General features: G+C 56.2%; 10 protein-coding genes. 5 read left to right on the top strand and 5 right to left on the bottom strand.

Features of this window, described 5'->3' with window-relative positions:
• Positions 1-39 precede the first annotated feature (39 nt).
• The 3 genes from B3K78_RS16565 (at position 40) to B3K78_RS16555 (ending at position 9,702) form a co-directional block, all read left to right on the top strand.
• Complete coding sequence (locus tag B3K78_RS16565) at positions 40-612, top strand: TetR/AcrR family transcriptional regulator (protein ID WP_204994646.1); 573 nt, start codon at positions 40-42, stop codon at positions 610-612.
• A 58-nt stretch (positions 613-670) separates the two neighbouring features.
• A complete protein-coding gene (locus B3K78_RS16560; protein ID WP_286696317.1) occupies positions 671-1,138 on the top strand; it encodes a hypothetical protein in 468 nt (155 codons plus the stop codon).
• 347 nt (positions 1,139-1,485) lie between these two features.
• Positions 1,486-9,702 carry a thrombospondin type 3 repeat-containing protein gene (locus B3K78_RS16555; RefSeq protein WP_286696316.1) on the top strand — a complete coding sequence of 2,739 codons (8,217 nt, stop codon included), beginning with the start codon at positions 1,486-1,488 and terminating at the stop codon, positions 9,700-9,702.
• Positions 9,703-9,714: 12 nt separating this feature from the next.
• Here the strand turns inward: B3K78_RS16555 and B3K78_RS16550 are convergent, their stop codons facing one another.
• The 4 genes from B3K78_RS16550 to B3K78_RS16535 all read right to left on the bottom strand — a co-directional run bounded on the left by B3K78_RS16550 (position 9,715) and on the right by B3K78_RS16535 (position 15,890).
• On the bottom strand, positions 9,715-10,911 hold the full coding sequence (locus B3K78_RS16550) for a methyltransferase (RefSeq protein ID WP_286696315.1): 1,197 nt from the start codon (positions 10,909-10,911) through the stop codon (positions 9,715-9,717).
• A 26-nt stretch (positions 10,912-10,937) separates the two neighbouring features.
• Positions 10,938-14,612, bottom strand: coding sequence for a response regulator (locus tag B3K78_RS16545; RefSeq protein WP_286696314.1), 3,675 nt, complete (start codon positions 14,610-14,612; stop codon positions 10,938-10,940).
• A gap of 149 nt (positions 14,613-14,761) precedes the next feature.
• Positions 14,762-15,490 carry an SDR family NAD(P)-dependent oxidoreductase gene (locus tag B3K78_RS16540; RefSeq protein ID WP_286696313.1) on the bottom strand — a complete coding sequence of 243 codons (729 nt, stop codon included), beginning with the start codon at positions 15,488-15,490 and terminating at the stop codon, positions 14,762-14,764.
• Positions 15,480-15,890 (bottom strand): thiol-disulfide oxidoreductase DCC family protein, encoded by a 411-nt coding sequence (locus tag B3K78_RS16535; protein ID WP_286696312.1) that lies wholly within the window; start codon positions 15,888-15,890, stop codon positions 15,480-15,482. Before B3K78_RS16535 ends, B3K78_RS16540 begins: the two co-directional genes overlap by 11 nt.
• Positions 15,891-15,985: 95 nt before the next feature.
• On the opposite strand from B3K78_RS16535, the gene B3K78_RS16530 reads away from it, so the two are divergent.
• Together B3K78_RS16530 and B3K78_RS16525 are read left to right on the top strand one after the other, a co-directional pair.
• Positions 15,986-16,429 carry a YaiI/YqxD family protein gene (locus B3K78_RS16530; RefSeq protein WP_204994640.1) on the top strand — a complete coding sequence of 148 codons (444 nt, stop codon included), beginning with the start codon at positions 15,986-15,988 and terminating at the stop codon, positions 16,427-16,429.
• 77 nt (positions 16,430-16,506) lie between these two features.
• Positions 16,507-18,111, top strand: coding sequence for a Na/Pi cotransporter family protein (locus B3K78_RS16525; RefSeq protein ID WP_286696311.1), 1,605 nt, complete (start codon positions 16,507-16,509; stop codon positions 18,109-18,111).
• Here B3K78_RS16525 and B3K78_RS16520 read toward each other — a convergent pair.
• Positions 18,076-19,161 carry a MarR family winged helix-turn-helix transcriptional regulator gene (locus B3K78_RS16520; RefSeq protein ID WP_286696310.1) on the bottom strand — a complete coding sequence of 362 codons (1,086 nt, stop codon included), beginning with the start codon at positions 19,159-19,161 and terminating at the stop codon, positions 18,076-18,078. The two genes, B3K78_RS16525 and B3K78_RS16520, sit on opposite strands and share 36 nt — an antisense overlap.
• Between the last annotated feature and the right edge of the window lie 117 nt (positions 19,162-19,278).

Here is a 19,278-nt window from a genome sequence, read left to right as displayed (position 1 = left end):
GCAAGCTACACTGTGCTCCGCTATTAAGAGGGTAGAGTATTGGTTCAAAAACAGCGCCGCACGCAGGCCCAGCGACGGGAAGAAACCCAGTCAAAAGTCCTAGCCTGTGCTCGTCAACAATTCGGTGAAAAAGGCTATTCCACCACAGCGTTGGAGGATATTGCCCGAGAGGCCGGAACAACTATCCGACCCATCTATCACTACTTTGGCAACAAGGAAGCACTCTTCGAAGCGGTCACCGAGTCTTACGAGGCAGAACTGCTCGCGACGCTTCAGGCGCCGTCGGAAAATGGGGGCGACGCCGGGCTGGCAGAATCATGGCAGCGTTTTATGGCTCTCTGCGACCAGCCGGGCTTTGTACAGGTCGTGCTGTTGGACGCGCCCCACATTCTTGGTCGCGAACGACTGCGCCGCAGTGCTGTGGTGCTGGAGGCCCAGCGACGTCTTGACGAGATGTGGCCGGAGCGTGAGCTGTCCGACAGCGATAGAGAACTCTACGCCAGAATGCTGCTGGCCGCGTTGACCGAAGCAGCGCTAATGCGCGGGGAGCGCAGTGACTACGATAGCAGTGCAGCACTTCAACCCTTGCTGCAAGCGCTGGACAATGTCTGATGCCCCGGCGGCTGTTATAATTTGCTCTCGTGATTGACCGTATACTGGCCTGCAGTTGATGAAGTTACCTCAAGCATTACTCTCCGCCATGCAGCGACGAGCTGAACGCCGTATGGACACATCTCCTTCAAAGCGCATTGGTGAGCGCTACCTAACGCGCTGGCACCTGCTGCCTAAAAACCGCTTGTTCAATGTATACCTTCACCATGTCCAAGAAGATGATCCCGACAGTCATCTCCATGACCACCCCTGGCTATTCAATATCTCAGTTGTGTTGCGAGGGCGCATATCTGAGACCCTTCCCAGCAAGACACGTGTGCTAGAGCCCGGCTCGGTCACCGCCAGAATGTCTCGCGCGCCGCATCGTCTGGACCTGCTTTCAGCCGATAGCGTCACAGTGTTTTTGACCGGACCGAAAATCCGCGACTGGGGTTTTTATACCGAGAAGGGGTGGGTGGATAGTCAGCGCTATCTGCAAGCGAATGGTGATGGGCGGGCAGTTAGTCAAGATTACACGGCCAGATAAGCGCCGCGCCACTAAGTCTGCTAGTTTGATTATTTGAACCAACTGCCGCTAATGCCCCTCTGTTGGTTTTTGTGCATTTGGGGTGCTCGCCGTTAAGCTTTTGAATTTTATCAATTAGTTCCTATTTTTTATAAGTTGTGTATTTGCGCGTTGTCACCGATGCGCTTGTGCCACCTCTGTTGTAGCCAGTAACTTCCTTATTCCTAATAAAAAAGTGCTCTCCAGCGCCCGCGTTTGAGAGAGCTATATCGCAACACGTGGAACGACCGTCACTACGCCCTCATCGTGGTCCAGCCTCAAATACCTAGGCAGAAGAACCCGTGTTGCATTGCCAAGGAGGTGCCGTAATGCGCGTTGTTTGCCGAGTTGGTCTACTGACCGTCGTTTCTTTCTTTATGTTTGCCTGTGGTGGCGGGGGCGGTGGCCGCTCTTCGGCGCCCGAAAGTGAACTCTATGGTCAGTTGGTTGACTCTCCAGTGGGCGGAGTACTGTATCGGCGTTCCTCTGATGATCGGGAATCCTTGACTGACAGCAGCGGCGGGTTTCTGTATTTCAAGCAAGAGGTGATCCACTTTCGCATCGGCGGAATTTCTTTGGGTAGTGTCCGCGGAGCACCGATCATTAGCATGCTTGCATTGAGCGCTGGAGATGATATCTCAGCGGTGAATTTGGCGCGGTTTTTCCTCACGTTGGACGCCGATGGTATTCCCGAGAATGGCATCTACATTTCGCAGCGAGTACGCGATGGCGCGGCTGATTTGACCGCTGACCCCTCAGATTTTAAACGTAGCGATTTCCACTCCACGTCGGTTGCCAGCTGGGCGCGAACTGCCAATGGCAACGGAGTGCGAGAGTTGGTTTCTGAAGAGCTCGCCCGGCGACATTTAGCGCTCACCGAGCGGGACATAGCTGATGGTCAATACAATGGTGATGCCGGTGCTGACAGTGATGCCGATGGCATTAGTGATTATCGCGACCGTTGCCCCCGCACTGGGTTTGGTATCTCCGTGGATGAATTTGGTTGTAGCAATGAAGCGGCAAGAGTTGATCGCGACGGGGATGGTGTCCCCGATGCACGGGATAATTGCCCATCTTTATCTAATGGTTCGCAGCAAGACAATGACGATGATGGTCATGGCGATGTGTGTGACAGCGATGACGATAATGATGGCCTAAGCGATGAAGAAGAGGCCGCTATCGGCACCCGCCCGAATGATGCGGATACTGATGGTGACGGTGTTGCTGACGGCAATGACCAGTTTCCCCTAGATGCTACTGAGTCTGCCGACCTGGATGGTGACGGGGTAGGCGACAATAGCGATGACGACCGTGACGGCGACGGTGTTCACAATGCCGATGATGCATTTCCCAATAATCCGCAAGAGACCGGTGATGCCGATGGCGACGGTATCGGTGACAACGCTGACTCCGATGACGACAACGACGGCACCGCCGATGAGCTAGATGTATGCCCTGCAACACCCGATGATGACGGCGAACTCCTGCAGGGGTGCTCCGAAAGCCAAAGGCCTAGGTTGAGCATTGATGATGCTGCGGCTGATGAAAACAGCGGTGCACTTTTGCTGCCGTTGCACTTAAGTCAGGCAAGCCCTGTCCGAGTGGTTGTCGAGCTGGTTTTCACTGATATCACAACCTCGGACAGTGATTTTGCGCATGCCCCGCAGAATGTTGAGATCCCAGTGGGAGTAACCGACTACGTCGCTGCGGTGCCGGTCGTTAATGACGAGGTATTGGAAGAGCATGAGCGCTTTAGGGTAACGGTTAGTCGCGCAGAATTTGCAAGGGTCGATGTCGCTGAAGCGATAGCAACCATCTATGACGATGAATTCCTCCGTGGGCGGTTGCGCATTGGCGCCTCGAAGCAGGCTATTGATCCGAGTGTTGAACACATTGCAGGTATTGATGAACCTCGGTTGGGGGAAACGCGGCATCTACAGAAGTTTAATCTCGGCGGCTTTGGTATTAACCCACTGCAGAATCAACCTGATCCCTTTGGTGGGTTTGGGGAAAGCCTTACAGCACCAGCAGAGCAGCCATGCTTGTTGTCTGAACAGAGTCGCTACGACCCCGAGACCTTTGACACCTCGCAATGTGTTGAGCGCAGTTGGGTGCGCGCCATGTATGTCGAGCAGCCTGCAGAGGGTGAAAATGCTGCTGAGCAAGTGATGTTTGTGGTTGTTGATGCGGTCGGCGCCGGGAATATTATTCAACAGGAAATGCGCGAGGTGGTCGCACAAGCGTCTGGTATATCTGAGGACAATGTCGTATTCGGCCAGACGCATAGCCATGCGGGTGCAGATCTTCAAGGCCTGTGGGGCGGTGTGCCCAAGGACTGGATTCACAATACCTTGTACCGACAGGCGTCACTGGCGGCACAGGAAGCCAAACAAGCCGCGACAGAAGTTGCTGTGACAGTGAAGACGGCAGAACTTGCAGAGTTTAATAATTACCGCCGTCCCAAGCAGACGGATCCAGACATTGATAGCGACACCCTTGCCACCCTATTGACGGCGATCGATGCGCGCAGCGGTGAAAATATTGGCTATCTTATGCAGTTCAATGCCCATCCGACTGCTATCAATGAAGACCCTCGTATTCCCCATCCCGACTACCCCCTCGGAGTGACGGATTGGCTGGAAAAAGAGGGCGGTACCGCGCTGTATTTCAATGGCCCGATTGCCGATGCTTCGGCGTCGGGCAGCCGCCCCGGATGTGAGCCACAGGGCTATGGCGATGCATCGCCAGACTATGGTCGCGTTCACTGTCGAGGAGAGGGCATGGCCGCTGCGGTACAGGGCGACGAGGCCATTCGAGAAATTCGCAGCGGCTTGCGTGTGCAAAGTCAGCAAGTCGTGCTGCCAGTTACCAATCCGGTTTTTGTCGCAGCAGGCGGGCTGGGCGCTTTTAACCAGTATTATGATTTCACTGGTGTAAATGAGCAGCTGCCGCCAGAGCTTGGGGCGCAAGCTCAATACCTGCCGCAGGCAACGCCCTACGCCACGACCGATGTGACTCGAATTACCTTGGGTGGTGAAGAGAGTGGCCTGGAGATTGTCACGATTCCAGGTGAAACAACCGGAACATTTGGCGAATTTATTCGCTCTCTGGCGTCGCAAAATGCGCACACTATGCTGCTCGGGCTCACGCAAAATAGCTTTGGCTATATTATCCCCGAAGAAGAGTTCAGTTATGTGGATGCCTCGGGTGACGCCGGTATGTTGGTACCATTCACTGGCTATGAGGAGTTCGTGTCCCTGGGGCCACTCACGGCGCCGCTACTGCGAATGCAGGGCTACCTGCCGCTGTTTGATAAGGCGGACCAAGCCGATGCATATTTACCGCCATATTTAGCGGCGTGTTCAACTGAAGGGGCCGACTCCGAGCGTTGTTTGCTGAGTATGGCCGGGTTTCGAGTCGACTATATTCAGCGCGAATACGCCGCGCGCTGTCGCGAGCAAGGCGGCGCTGACGCCGAACCGCTTTGCAGCCAGATAGACCCGGAGATACCTATCTATGACAGCTGTATTGATAGCGGATTAGCCCCGGGTGTATGTGCGGCTTTCGGCAGTGGAGGTAGCAATAATAATGATGACCTGCCTGCTATTGGCGAACTGATTGAGGCCACCGCGCGCGGCTGTGATCTGCTTGATCCCGCCCACTGTCTGTTTCCTTTCCCAAGCGATCATTTTACTGTCCCCGCCAGCAATGGCAGCCCGCAATCCGTTTCCCGTGGTGGTAGTGGGCGCCGAGTGGACTTCAATCCTCTCGCAATGCCGAGGAATATCGCTGGAAAGCCGATTGACCCGAGGGAATGGAACCGAAACGATGGTTTCTCGCCAGGGCAAATGATCATGACATACGTGCCGAACCTGCAAAGCAATGACGATGGCACGGTACCCGGTGCGCCTCGACTAACGCATTTGTCTGAGTCACTGGAGGTCGATCAGTCTTCTGTATTGGTAATCAATGCTGATAGTGGCGAACTACACCCGGTGTGGGCAGAGGTGGATTTGAACGCCGGCTTACTGCTACCCAGTGAGGGTGTGGAAAATAGCAGCCCCTTGGCAGAAAAACGAGCGGCGCTGCTCATCCGGCCCGCACGGAATTTTGATGAAGGGCAGAGATATGTTGTTGTTTTGAAACGCTTGCCAAGCCAGCAAAACGGCGACCCCTATCTCAGGGCACAAGCCGCTTTCCGGGCCTGTCGAGATAGTAAAGCCGCTGGCGTTCCAGTGTTGTCAGCGCGGTGTCAGCAGTGGGATGAAAACGTCCGTCCCGTTTTGCTGCAAGCGGGGGTAGGTATCGATGATGAGCTGTACCTAGCGTGGGACTTTACCGTTGCCAGTGCGGAAAACAATGTGGGCAGATTACGCCATATGCGTGATGAAGCATTTAAACAGCTCGGTCAGCTCGAAGACGCCCAGGGGAACATCACCGATTTAGGTCTAGCGCCAGATTACACGATCGACAAAGTTACGGAGAATCCCAGAGAAGGGATTGCTAGGCGTATCGAGGGCACGATCACCGTGCCGAGTTTTGTTATTCCCACCGATCCCGCACCACTGGACCAGCTCAGCATCTATGCCGAGCAATTGTGTGTGCAGCTCCCGGAGGAAATGCGCGAAGCTTGCGAGACCTTGTTTGAGGGAGTGGGTATTGCAGATGGTGGCTCAGTGCAGCCCAACCGACTGTACTTTGACCCGCTCGATGCGCCCGCCTTCGACGCCGCCGGGGCGAGCTACGGGGATGGCTTACCCGACAGTCTCGGTGAAATGACAACGCGATTTACCTGCCAAATCCCTGAGCAAGCCAGCTCGGAAAACCCAGCAAGGGGTGGGATATACGGCCATGGCTTATTGGACGGCCACCAGGCGGTGACATACGATCACGTGCCGAATTTCAGTCGTGAATACAATTTCCTGTTTTGTGGTGTCGACCTGTTCGGCTTCTCGACAGGGGATGTTCCTAATGTTTTGGCGGCGCTGGTAGATTTATCCAATTTTGCGGTGATTCCAGATGCTTCCCAACAGGGGCTGTTGAATTTTCTATTCCTTGCCAGGGCTATGCGTCACCCGGCTGGTTTTGCGGCAGAGGCCGTATTTCAGGATGCCAAGGGCCGGCCTGTTTTCGATCATAGAGAGATCTTCTACGACGGCAACTCGCAAGGCGGGATCACCGGAGGGCCGATCGTTGCAATGTCCAAGGATGTGCAACGCGGAGTATTTGGTGTCGTCGGCATGAACTACTCAACCCTGCTGAGGCGCAGCGTTGATTTTGACGCAGAATACGAGCCGGGTGGCTTGCCGTCCTACGCTACGCCTCTCTATCTCTCCTACCAGGATGACTTGGATCGCGACTTAGGGTTTGCACTCATCCAGATGCTATGGGATCGGTCTGAAAATAATGGGTATGCCCACCATATCGCCGACAATAGCGCCTTGAATGGGCCTGACAATCAAGTCCTGCTGCAACCGGCTTTTGCGGACCACCAAGTTACCCACTGGAGCGCCCAGGTGATGGCGCGAACCATTGGCGTTGAGGTCGCTGATATTTACCCGCGTCGCCCAGGCGACAACGCAACATATACCTTTGCCTCTCGAGAGGCGTTCTTTGCAGAGCGCGACCCAGACGTCGATGCATTTTGGGGCTTCGCGCTCGCTGGGCGAGATGGCGAGGGTTACGACAGCGGCAGTTGCCAGGGAGCTTGCCGCAGCAGTAAGTCTGGTTTTATTGAGCTCGATGAAGGGAAAACACAAAGCCCGCCTATCGGTAATGTCGCGCCCAGGGGGGATGATTTCGACCCCCATGGCTACCCTCGTGCGGCGCCCCATGCAAAATGTCAAAAATCGCACTTTCTACATAGCCAAGGACAGTTACTCGATACGTGGATAGCGCGGGAGGTACGGGGGCCGGCAGGCTGCCCACCGTTACCTGCCCCCGTGACTATTGTCGGCGAACCAGTGGTAGTTGGCGGTGAGACTTTGCCTATCGATACCCGCGCTTTCAGTGCGGCCGTTGAGCACATGCGCGATGGCGAGTTCCAAAAGGCGGGAGATGCGGTATTAGCTGGCCTGCAAGAAAATTCAGCCAATGCGCTGCGTCAAGTGATGATGGCTGTGGGGGCTGAGGCGGGGCTCGAGCAGCCGCAGCCGCAGGCCAAAGCGCAGCCGCAGGTTCACTCGGTTATGCCGCTGCGTGCAGGTATCGCCAAGGTGGCGATTGATATTCCCGTTGGTACTCCGCTAGGTGGCTACCTAAGGCCGCCTGTTGCTGGCGACTATATCCCCGGGGCCGAAGGCTTTGCCTCAGGTGATTATCAAACATTCTTTGATGAGCTGGTCGACTTCATTCCATACATGGCTGACGGCTGCGAGCCCGACCACCCTGAAAGCTGTCCTCCTCTGGCGCCTTTGCCCGATGAGTTGCGTGCGGCTCATTCACCCTACGCAAGTTATTCGCCGCCGAGCCGAGGCTACTACGATTCACTGGTTGCCAAAGCCATTGCCCTGCACGATGGTCGCGACTACATCGTATTTTTGAAAACCGATTTCATCGGCGCACTTAACGAACTTGCCGAAGATGTAAAAGCCGAAGTGCAACGGCAAACGGGAATCGCGCTTGGTGATGGCTTAGTACTCTCTGCGACTCACAGCCACGATGGGCCTGGGGCACTCGCTAACCACTCTGCACGCTATTTTTGGTTGGCGATGGATCTGTACCAGCACGAAGTCTACCGCCGAGTCGTTGCGCAATTGGCAACGGTAGTGGTGACGGCATTGGACGATGACAATATGCGCTTGGCGCGTATTGGCCACGGTAGTGCTCAGGAAGCGCTGGGAATGAACGGCTTTCGTCGTGGGCGTTTACCCAGCTACGACGAGGATAGGTTGCAAGCGCTTCACCGCCGCCTTGGTGTGATTCGCATCGATGCCTTGGATAACACTGAGCCTGAGCCCATGGCGGTAATTATCAATTGGGCGGCTCACGGCATTGCTTTTGACGTGGAGAATCAATATTTCTCAGGGGATGTGCTGGCGTCAGTAGAAAGAGCAACCGAGCAACTGATGGCGTTGCCACTGGCGATGTTGGTGCAGAATGCGGCCGGCGATATCAGTCCGCGCAGTAATATTCATCGCAATAAGCTGCAGCGTATTGAAAGCTATGGGCGCCGGCTTGCTCCGCAAATAAAAGTGATAGCCGACAGCATTGAACAGTTCCAGCTATCCCCTGATCTTCGCAGTGTGTCTAAGCGGATTATCCTTGATCGCGACAGGCTGGGTTATCGCCCTGAGGAGTTTCCCTACGCCTGGGGTGCGGGGCAGTGCGGCAACGACATTGCGGTCCCCTTCGTTGGTGCTGGTCTGAAAGACGTGCCGGGCTATGAGGGGAATGGCCTGCCCGAGCAGATTCCGTATTGCCTGCCTTCACCGCCGCCAGATGCCTACGACCTCGCCGACAATGGCGTTGCCGAAAACGCCTCGTTTTACCCGCAGGACACGATCATTGCCGCTCAAAAAGTTGGCGAGCTGACACTGTTGATGCAGCCGGGTGAACCGCTTACTGAATACGGCCTGCGATTACTCGATGCGGCTGCTGAAGTGGGAGGTGGGGAACGCTATCGCTACGACGACACCTTTATATGGGGTTATGCCGGTGACCATATTGGCTATATCTTGCCGCCCGAAGAGGAGGACTGGGCAACATTGGGAGGCGCGGAATCTACCACGACTTTTTGGGGCTGGAAGCAGGGCGAGCGCTTTCTTGATGTAACGGTGGAGCTACTCGAGTCGCTTCGAGACCGCAGCGCGGCGCCGATTGATGAGCTGGTTGTGCGCTATGAGCACTACCGCCAGCACTATGATTCGCAAGTCAATGCGCAAGCCTTGCCCAGCATGCTAGCGGGTAGCAGTATTTCTCAACCGCGATCCATATCTCGGTTTGAGCGAACTGAGTTTGTTTTTGAGGGAGGGGATCCTGTTCTAGGTACGCCCTCAGTGCTGATGCAAGTAGAGCGTAACGGCGCATGGCAGTCGGTTACCCGCGCGAATGGCGATGCCCTCAATACCTTCTTTGAAATGCAGCTAAAGTACCGCTTGAGCAGCGGTAGACACATTTGGCTTGTCGATTTCGAAGCGCCCTTAGACTGGCCGGCTGGAAACTACCGATTTGTCGTATCGGGTTCAGCATTGTCGCCCTCGCTAGCTGGGGAGGATTACCACCTGGCCTCGCTGGCTTTTGAGGTCAGTCCTGCGACAAACCTCGCCCTGATGGAAGAGCAGGGTAGCTTAACGCTGCACTACCCCGTGCTACCTGATACTCGCCGTGTTATCGACCCCTTTGTCCGAGAAGATCAGGCCGCGCCAATTCGCAAAATTTCGTCGATTATTGCCGTCGACAGTTTCGGCAATACCGAAGACCTAACAGATCGCTGGACGATCGATAGCCGTGCGGTGCCTCGCTCAAGCGTGGACATTGGAGCGGACATCGTGCAGGTGGCAGTGGTGGATGGCTACGGGAATAGCGGGGTCTATTTACGTGACTAAGCTCTTTGATGCTTAGCTTTCGTTCTTGCGCCGGGCAGATAATAAAAAGTTTCTTGGGGTGGTTGTACTCGGGCAAAAGACACTGAGCGTAACGTGGTAGTCCTGCTCACACAGGAATAGGGCGCTGTCTAACACACAGCGCAATTCCAGCAGCCGCCTGAATAGCATGGCAGCGAGGCCGCGCTGCTCTTGCGCAAGCTGCAGGCCTGCTGCGTGCGTCAGGGCGGTATCAGCGTCGCTCATGTCGAGTGTTGCAATGCCATTGGCGGCGCATTGTTGTTCTACAAAGTAGCTAAACCCTTTTTTGGCAGCACTGTGGGGCAGGGCGCGGTATTGGTCCAGCGCTATCCCCTGTTGCTGGGAAAGTTGTTGGCTTGCAAGCCACCAGTGGTGAAGTTGTCGTCGCGCCTGCGTTTCACCGCGCCGGGCCGTGACGGTTTGTCGAACCGCCAGGCGCAAATCTTGTGTTGTGATTGAGAGGGGCGAGTTGTTAACGGCCTTGGACAGTGGCGCGTACTGCTCAATAAACCGGTGGTAGCAGCACGGGGCGAGGGCAATCTGCGCGGTGCTCGTCGTCGCGGCAACTTTCAGCATGCGTTGGTGGAGCCCTCCGCAGGCGTGCAGTGCAATGATGGCGTTGGCGTCGGCCACAAACGACTCTGCCTGTTCGCTCAATACATCGCAGCGCACAATGCGTTGATGGGTGTTGGTGTGCCTGTGGTTGCCACTGGCAACAAGATCGCTATCAATTTCCAGGCCGATGACAGACGAGGGTGCGTGTTGCGGGTGGAATCGCAGTGCCTGGCCGAGGTAGCCTTTTCCGGAACACCACTCGATCACGTTTCCCGACAGTGATGCTAGCCCACCACAAAAAGCCTGTATTTGCTGCCACTTTCTACCACCAATGCCGCTGGGCGGCTCGATATGTGGTGGCGCGATGGGCGGCGTAAAGTAAGACAGAATGGCGAGAATGTCTTCGGCATCAGCAAAGTGTGGCGACAATCGCTCCAAGAGCATAAGGTCATCGCTCTGAAGCTGAGCAACATCCTCTACCGAGAGTGTGCGAAGCGCGAGGAACAGCTCGTCGTAGTGCGGCGCTGGCTCGGCGGTCGCGCCGGCGCGCCACAATGCTTCGTGCTGGCTGAGTAGCTGGTCGATGTTCTGCAGTAGGTCGGCGCCTTTAGCAGCGGTGAGAACGTTGCTGGTCATGCCTACATTATACGTCGGCGCGGCGGTTAACCCTCTATTAGCGCGCGACTTTTGTTGGTGTTGCGTAGCAGATATTGTTCAAAGCACGCGCATAGCTGCAGCCAGCACTGGTGGAGCTGGGGATAGAAATAGTGGATTTTTTCCCAGTCCTTATTGCTGGCGGCAAGTTCCAGTGATGAGGCCAGCTCGCGCAGTGCGTCGCCTTGCAGCTGTCCGCTACTGCCCTTCAGTGCGCGGCTGATACGGGCAATTTCTGCGGTATCTGCTGCGGTGACTGCGCTGCGTAATGCCTGCTGTTGCGCAATGCTGTACTCGTTGAACATCAACAGCATTTTATTCAGGGTCCGCTCCTGCCCCATGACTCCTTCCAGTGCTTTGTCGGCATTCCACAGCGCCTCTGTATGATTCTTTGATGCGGGGTTGGCAGGGTCGTCGCTGCGCGAGGCGTGCAACCAGCTGAGCAATTTTTTATGCAGCCGGTCGGGGTCAATCGGTTTGCTGAGGTAGTCATCCATACCGGCGGCGCTGCATTTTTCCCGGTCGCCACTGAGGGCATTGGCCGTCAACGCGATAATGGGTAACTCGCGTGCCGCTTCGCCTGCCAGACCTGCACGGATTTGGCGAGTGCACTCGTAACCATCCATTTCCGGCATCTGACAGTCCATTAAAATTGCCGAGTAGGGCGGCGCTTGCTTGTCCTGCTGGTGTTTCAGCGCAGCGATGGCCTTGTTGCCGTTATCGGCAATGCTGACCTGTAAGCCCAACTCGTCTAGCAGGCAGCGCACTACCTCTTGGTTTACCGCATTGTCCTCGACCAGTAGCACGCGCCTGCCTTGTAATAGGCTGCTAGCCGGTGCCTCCTGCGTACGGTCGCTGCTATCGCTTTGTAAGTAGCTTCCCAGGGGCGCCAGTTTTAGTGCTTCGCGCAAATTACTGGTGGTGAGGGGTTTGGGATACCACGCATCGAAGCCCAGCGAGCGAAAGTGGGCGTCGGTTCCCTGACTACTGATTTTGCTCAGCAATACGAAAGGCTGGCTGCTTAGATGTTCTTCCTGGCGCAGGAATTGAACGAGCTCGGTGCCATCTAGGCCATCCATGTATCGGTCGATAATAACCAGGTCGATTTTCTCCAGCGGAATATCATGACTCTCGGCAGAGTTGAGCGCCGACTCACTGGATGTGGAGCAATAGACTTTTGCGCCCCAGCGCAGCAGCTGACGCTCCAGGCTTTTGCAGCTGTTTATATTGTCCTCTATCAACCATACATGCCTGCCCGATGCATAGGCCTCATCGAATGACGCATCGGCGGATGAATTCAGCATCACCTGGACATGGAAGGTGCTTCCTTTGTTTTCCTTGCTGCTCACGGCAATGCTGCCATTCATGGCTTGGCAGATTTTCTGACTAATCGACAGGCCAAGTCCGGAGCCGCCGTAGCGGCGCGTGGTGCTGGCATCCGCCTGGGTGAATGCGCTAAACAGGCTGTCTAATTTTTCACTGGCAATGCCGATGCCGGTGTCGCGAACGTAGCAGTCAAATATCCATTGGTTTTGATGCTCGGTGAGCGTGGCGTGAACAACGATCTCGCCACTTTCGGTAAATTTTAGTGCGTTGCCAAGTAAGTTGGTCAGGACCTGGCGCAGCCTTGCGGCGTCGCCTGAGACCATGTCTATGTTGATCTCACTAAGGTCAACAATGAGCTCCAGGCCTTTTTCCTGTGCGCGCAACGACATACTCTCGCAGACTTCTTCGATGACTTCGCGTATCGCAAAACTGCTGTCTTCCAGAGTCATTTTGCCGGCGTCGATGCGGGAGAAGTCCAGGACATCGTCGATGAGAGAGAGCAGTGAATGTGCGCTGCTGCGGGCAATGCTCACCCGACGCTCCTGTTCGAAGTCCAGTTCGGAGTTTGCCAGCAAATTCAGCATGCCGAGGACGCCGTTCATCGGGGTGCGAATTTCGTGGCTCATGGTTGCCAAAAACTCACTTTTCGAGCGAGCGGCTTGCTCCGCTTCATCGCGGGCGCGTATCAATGCTTCGGCTGCGCGTTTGCGGTCATCAATGTCCTGAAGTGAGCCGAAAATGTGTGTGCAGCGTTGTTTGTGCAGTACCGGGTGGCCCGTGAGCTGAATCCACAGTTCGCGGCCTTGTTGTGTGGTGAGCTTCACTTCCTCGCTAAATGCCTGGCCATTAACAATGGCGCGTCGGATCAAATGCTGTAGCAGGTGCCACATCTCTTCCTGAGGAAACACCCTGCGAAGCGCCTCTTCAGTTGGGGTAAAGTTTGCTGGTACACCACAAATTTCCCTTGTTACCTCAGACCATGTGAGCTGGCCGCTCTCCACCTCCAGCTCCCAGGCGCCGATCCTTGCTTGCTGGCTCATGGAGTTAAACATCTGTTGCTGCCGGTCCATTATCTGGGCGGCGTGCATCCGCTCACTAATGTCCTCAACCATTGACCAGATTAGCGGTTTACCCTGCGAGTCGCTGAATAAGATGCTGTTGGTTTCGATAGGCAGGGGCTCGCCATTGGCGCGGATAAGCTGCTTTTCATAGGGCCCCAGGCGGCCTGTTTCTGTGAGAACAATGAAAGCCGCCTCGTCATCCAACATGTATTCCTGGGGAGTTATATCTTGGTAGCGCAACTCGGTTAGCTTTTCATGAGGGTAGCCTAAACTTTTGCACAGAGATTGATTGGCGGCGATGAATTTGCCTGTTTCGTAGTCGTTTAATGCAATGCCAATCGGCGAGAGCTCGAACAGCTGAACCAATAGTTGGTTGCTTTCATAGCGCTTGGCAAGCAGCCACGAAATAATGCTTAGGAAGCAAAAAATGATTAGTGCCAGCGATGCGACAACAACCCGGAAGGGGTCAAGCAGGTTCACTTGTAGCCAGCCGCTCTCGGGGGCAGCGGCGATTTGCCAGCGCTCATCCAGCGGTAGTCGGATATCTGTGGTCACCGCGCGGGTCTGGTCGTTAAATAGCGCGGCGTCGCCAAATACGGTTTTACCTAAGCGACCCTCGGGGCCGTATTTGCGTATGGCTACCTGTAATCGCTCGCCTGCCTCACTCAGGCCACTGCTACGCAGCAGCTGCTCTATATCAATCACAGCTGACACCGTCATCGGCTCTCCAGCGCCTTGACTCTGGCCACCGGGTAGACGGGCAATCAGCGCCATGCCGCCTTGAACCAATTCGACAGGGCCCGAGAGTACAGCGCCGCCGGTTCTGTGTACCTTCATCATGTCGGCGAGTTGGTCGGGCCGCGTTCTTAAGTCCAGCCCCAGCACCGGCTCATTGCCTTTGAGTGGGTAGACATAGGCGCCGATAACACCGCGAAATACCGCAACGCTGCGAATGCGGCTTTCACCCGAGAGCAGGCTTTCGGAATATTTATCCAGATAATCGGGGTTCAGATCCGGGTGCTGGCGGACGGCTGCCACCATCGCTTTGGCTGCTTGGAGGTCACCCTTGAGGTCACTCTCTACTTTAGCGCTGATGGAACCCATTTCCCGCAGCACGGCGTCGCGGTGGTTCAACTCGCGGTTGTGGTTATTCAGCTGGTCGATATATACCGCAACAACGGCGATAAGAATGAAACTGGCAAGGCTGGCCAGTGGGTGCAGCCAACGGCGGGAGCGACTCACAGCAGGTTGGCGTGATGCGCTGTGACGACGGAGTTTTTGGAGGAACAAGTTCATGACTGCTCCCTGAGCACCGGCCAATAAGGAAGCCGCGGCTATGCGGTACCCGAACTCCCTGTCTCGTCAGTACATATAACGCCGTGGCAATAACACCTGTAATGCTAGTGTGCACTTGCACTGTCGAACATGCGTAGTTTCCACGGCCGTTACCAGTCGATGGCTTTTCCCTGCCAATCGATATAACTGAGCTGGCCGTCGTGGGGAAGGGCGGAGCAGAGGTCCAGCAGGCGTTCGGCGACGAACTGAGGGGTGAATAACTTGCCGTCTGGGACGCGGCGCTGAAAGGGCGCTGACAGGGGGGAGTCGGTCGTGCCCGGGTGGAAGGACAGCAATTTCAGGTTCTTAGCACGGCGAGCGAATTCGATGCTGGCGGTTTTTAACAACATGTTCAACGCTGCCTTGGAGGCGCGGTAACTGTACCAACCACCGAGTTGGTTATCGCCAATGCTGCCGATTCGGGCACTGAGAACGGCTACCACGCAGGGCTGAGGGCCGCGCAGCACAGGTAGTAGCGCTTGAATAGCCAGCATGGGGGTTACGGTATTGCTGTGCAGTCGCGACAGCAGTGTGTCGGCGTTAATGTCTTCGAGGCGCTTTTCAGGTTGGCCGGCGTCGTCGTGTAGCACGCCATTGAAAATAAACACGCGAGAGATGGCGCCGCTATGCTCCGCCAGGGAGTCTGCCCACGCAGCGAGGCTGTCCGAGCTGTAGTCGCCGCAGTGCCAGTGTAGTCGCTGGTCATCGCATTTAGCGGCGCTGGGGTGGCGACTAAAGACGTGTACGTCATCCAATTCTTGGTCGGTCAGCAATTTTTGGATCAGCGCCTGCGCAATAGCGCTATTGCCGCCGACCACCAGTGCGCGTTTAGGGTTCATGGCGGCGATGTTCAATGATGGCGCAGCGCTCTGTGCAGCGTGGCTGGCCGGTAAACAGCTGGGAAAAGAAGTAGCGGTGTCGAGCGAACACGCGATAGCCAAGGTCTGCCAAGGGGCGAATAAGCGGCCAGCGCAGTGCGGCCATCCAGCGGTGTTTTCCTACCAGCTGCCAGGCGCGACAGCTCACATCCAGGCCAAGTAACAACGAACCGTTTTCATCCCAGCCGTGTAACACGCGGTTGGCCGCAACGGGGTCGATGCTGGGGTAGCGGCGACTAAAGTCCTCGCCGTTGATGTCTTCAAAGGCCAGTGCGCGGCGACCGTCCAGGGCGGCGAGTCGCGTCATTTCCGCGACACACAAGGGGCATCGGCCATCGTAAAATAGGGTTAATCGCGTCATAATTTCTTTCCACAGCAAGGTGCTCAGTGTCTGTACGGAGCGCCAGGTCAAAGCGATGCCTGACACGCTATAACGAAATGCCGGAGAAAGCCAAAATGAAAATCTGGGTTGACGCCGATGCCTGCCCGGTGGTGGTCAGAGACATCTTATTTAAAGCGGCCGAGCGCACCGGGGTCGCCTTAACCCTCGTGGCGAATCAAATGCTGAGAGTGCCGCCGGTCCCCCATATTACCGCGGTTCAGGTGAGCGCTGGCTTTGATGTTGCCGACAATGAAATTGTGCGCCGTTGTGAAGAGGGGGACCTGGTCATTACGAGTGATATTCCCCTGGCCGCCGAGGTCATCGAGAAAGGCGCGATGGCTCTCAACCCAAGGGGTGAGCGTTACACGGCTGACAATATTCGCGGTCGGCTCAATATGCGCGATTTTATGGAGACGCTGCGCTCCTCCGGCATTCAGAGCGGCGGGCAAAGCGCCTATGGCCAGCGTGAGAAACAAGCCTTCGCTAATCAGCTCGACCGGATACTCGCCCGTGCCTAGGCCCTAAGTAAAATTACGGGGAATAAATGGCGCGTTGTTATCGGCAAAATACAGCGATCGTTTAAAGGCGTTTCAATGTGAACCAATGGATGGAATTAGCGGGCGGCCTCGGCCTGTTTTTAGTCGGCATTATCCTGATGACCGACGGCCTCAAAGCACTGGCTGGCGATGCCCTTCACCGGGCACTTTCGCGCTTTACCCGCAGCCCGACTAGTGGCGCCTTCACCGGCGCAGCAACCACGGCAATTCTGCAGTCTTCCAGCGCAACAACAGTGGCGGCGGTGGGCTTTGTTGGCGCGGGCTTATTGAGCTATCCCCAGGCCCTTGGGGTGATATTTGGCGCTAACCTCGGTACCACCGTTACGGGGTGGATGGTCGCCCTGCTGGGCTTCAAGCTCGAGCTGAATACGCTGTTGTTGCCCTGTATTCTCGCTGGCGCCCTGGCGCAATTGTTTGGCCGGGGGCGCTGGCGTGCCGCCGGGCTGGCACTTGCGGGTTTTGGCCTGATCTTTGTTGGCATCGACGCGATGCAAGTGGGAATGTCCGGCTTAGAGGGGCGGATTACCCCGGACAGTTTTCCTGAGAATACTTGGCTGGGGCGTCTCCAGCTGTTGTTGCTGGGGGCGCTAATTACGCTGATTACCCAATCCTCCAGTGCGGGCGTGGCTACCGCGTTAACCGCTGTGCACAGCGGCGCTTTGGAGTTTGAACAGGCGGCCGCGATGGTAATTGGTATGGACGTTGGCACCACTGCAACGGCGCTGTTTGCCACCCTGGGCGGCTCAGCCGAAACTCGGCGCACGGGCTATTCCCATGTGGTGTACAACGTGTTCACCGGGATTGCCGCCTTTCTCATGCTGCTGCCCTACGTTGCGCTTTGGCAATGGTGGGCGCCCGGGGCGATATACCAGCAGGCTGAGGTCGCCCTTGTGGCGTTTCACAGCTTGTTCAATCTGCTCGGCGTTATTTTGGTGTTACCACTGGCGGGCCAGTTTGCGCGGTTCATGCTCTGGCTGGTGCCGGAGGCACAGGAGCAGTTCACTGGGCATTTGGATAAGCAATTATTGAAAGACCCCGCGATTGCCCTGGAGGCTGTACGGCGCAGCTTGCGCTCACTGGTTGAAGCGCAGCTGCAATATTGCATTGGTTTGCTGCGCGACCAGCCATCAGCCAAGCCCGAGCGCCATCGCGAGCTTGACGATGCCATTGAGCGCTGCCAACGCTATGTAGACGATATTCACTTGCGGCCCGACACGCCGGACAGCTGGCAGCGCCTGTTGGCGTGTATGCACGTCATTGACCATATGCAGCGCCTGCACCTGCGCTTGGCAGATCGGGAAACGGCTCAGCGCTGGCAGAAAAAAGGGCCGCCACTGCACTCCGGTGTGGTTTTTGAAGACGGTTGCCGGCAGCTCGTAAAACGCTTAACAGACGAGTCTGATGACGTGGCCGGCGCTGCATCGGCGTTTGCTGAGCGCTGCGAGGACGAGACCGAATCCGCCCGCGAAGCGCTGATGGCAGAAATTGCGTCGGGTAATGAGAATACCGTTAATGGCGATTTGTATCTGGATGCGCTGCGCTGGCAGCGGCGCTCATCGCGCCACTTCGCGAAAATCTTTGTCTACCTGGATCAATTGCACAAACTCTCACCCTACGGGAGTCCCGACAGCAAGGCGGAGTAATTCATTCAGCTGCGTTTGCGCTTCGCCTCCCAGGCGTTTTTCGACGGCGGCATTCAGGTCGGCGCTCGGCCGGCCCTTATTCAGTAAGTCCGCCGCGTAAGTCAGCAACTCGGGGACGCTTAGCGGCGCCGCCACATTCACCCTAGCCTGCGGTTCGGCGCCGCTAAGCGTCTGTAGGGCCTTGCAGAAGCGCTGGAAGTCGCCGTCACCCAGGCGGTGTTGCAGGCGTCGCTCTAGTTCCGTCATAACTGATACCGCATCGTCTATTAACTCAACGCCCGTTTCAGTCAGGTGAAGGCGCTGGCTGCGTCCGTCAGTGGGGTCACTGTGGCGCTCGACATAGCCCAATTCATCAAGCTGGCGTGCGACGCGAGAAATGGCCTGGCTGGATACGCCATTGGCCTGTGCCAGTTCGCCAACACTGCTGCCCTCTGGGGCCAGGCAGGCGAGCACCTGGCCGTGAGTCATTTGCAAATGTGGGTGGCCGCGGGCAATGGTGCCCTGCATCAGGTGACGCTGCAGGCTTCGGTTGATCATGCCGATCAGCATCGAAAAAGGCAGTTGTTCATCAATGTCAGTCCGGTTCGGTTCAAAGCCGGGCACGGCCATCTCAATGCAAACCCGCTGAGCATAGCGGCTCAAAAACGCCATCTCAGTGCTGCCGAGCTGCGCCACATAATGCTCATTGACGTCGGCCAACTGTTGGTTTGCTGCAGCAATAAGCTGATTGCCGCGCGGGCTAAGGGCAATCAGCTTTGCGCGCTTGTCGAGCGGGTCGGCTTGGCGCGCGATATACCCGGCCTCGCTCAAAGGGCGCAGGCTCTGTAGGCAAAGCTGTTTACTCATTGCCAGTCGCTGGGCTAGCTCGGTGAGCCGGTGTGGGCGTTGGCCCAGCAAGCTCATCGGCGCAGCGAAGTGCATGGCTAATTTCGTGAACCCCTGGGCGGCTAAGCCCTGCATGGTGGCTTGTTCACAGTCATTGCTGAGGGCATTGAGTTGTTTTAGCGGGTTGTTGCGAAACCGCTCGAGTGCGGCTGAAGTCTGTGGCATGGCCTGGGCGCCTGTGAATTCTGTAGCGTCAATTAATGTAACACATATTTATTAAAATATATTTAGTGTATTTACCTTTTGTGTAGGGCTGTGCTAGCGTACTTGGCAATAATAATG

The sequence above is a fragment of the Spongiibacter sp. UBA1325 genome, from assembly GCF_002306875.1.
Classification (GTDB): Bacteria; Pseudomonadota; Gammaproteobacteria; order Pseudomonadales; family Spongiibacteraceae; genus Spongiibacter; species Spongiibacter marinus.
Note: the sequence above shows the minus strand (reverse complement) of the source record. Positions and strands in the feature narration are given on the sequence as shown.

Coding starts and splice junctions, on each gene's coding strand:
- B3K78_RS16540 (WP_286696313.1), bottom strand. CDS start 15,490: ATGAACCCTAAACGCGCACTGGTGGTCGGCGGCAATAGCGCTATTGCG.
- B3K78_RS16550 (WP_286696315.1), bottom strand. CDS start 10,911: ATGACCAGCAACGTTCTCACCGCTGCTAAAGGCGCCGACCTACTGCAG.
- B3K78_RS16520 (WP_286696310.1), bottom strand. CDS start 19,161: ATGCCACAGACTTCAGCCGCACTCGAGCGGTTTCGCAACAACCCGCTA.
- B3K78_RS16555 (WP_286696316.1), top strand. CDS start 1,486: ATGCGCGTTGTTTGCCGAGTTGGTCTACTGACCGTCGTTTCTTTCTTT.
- B3K78_RS16545 (WP_286696314.1), bottom strand. CDS start 14,612: ATGAACTTGTTCCTCCAAAAACTCCGTCGTCACAGCGCATCACGCCAA.
- B3K78_RS16535 (WP_286696312.1), bottom strand. CDS start 15,890: ATGACGCGATTAACCCTATTTTACGATGGCCGATGCCCCTTGTGTGTC.
- B3K78_RS16530 (WP_204994640.1), top strand. CDS start 15,986: ATGAAAATCTGGGTTGACGCCGATGCCTGCCCGGTGGTGGTCAGAGAC.
- B3K78_RS16560 (WP_286696317.1), top strand. CDS start 671: ATGAAGTTACCTCAAGCATTACTCTCCGCCATGCAGCGACGAGCTGAA.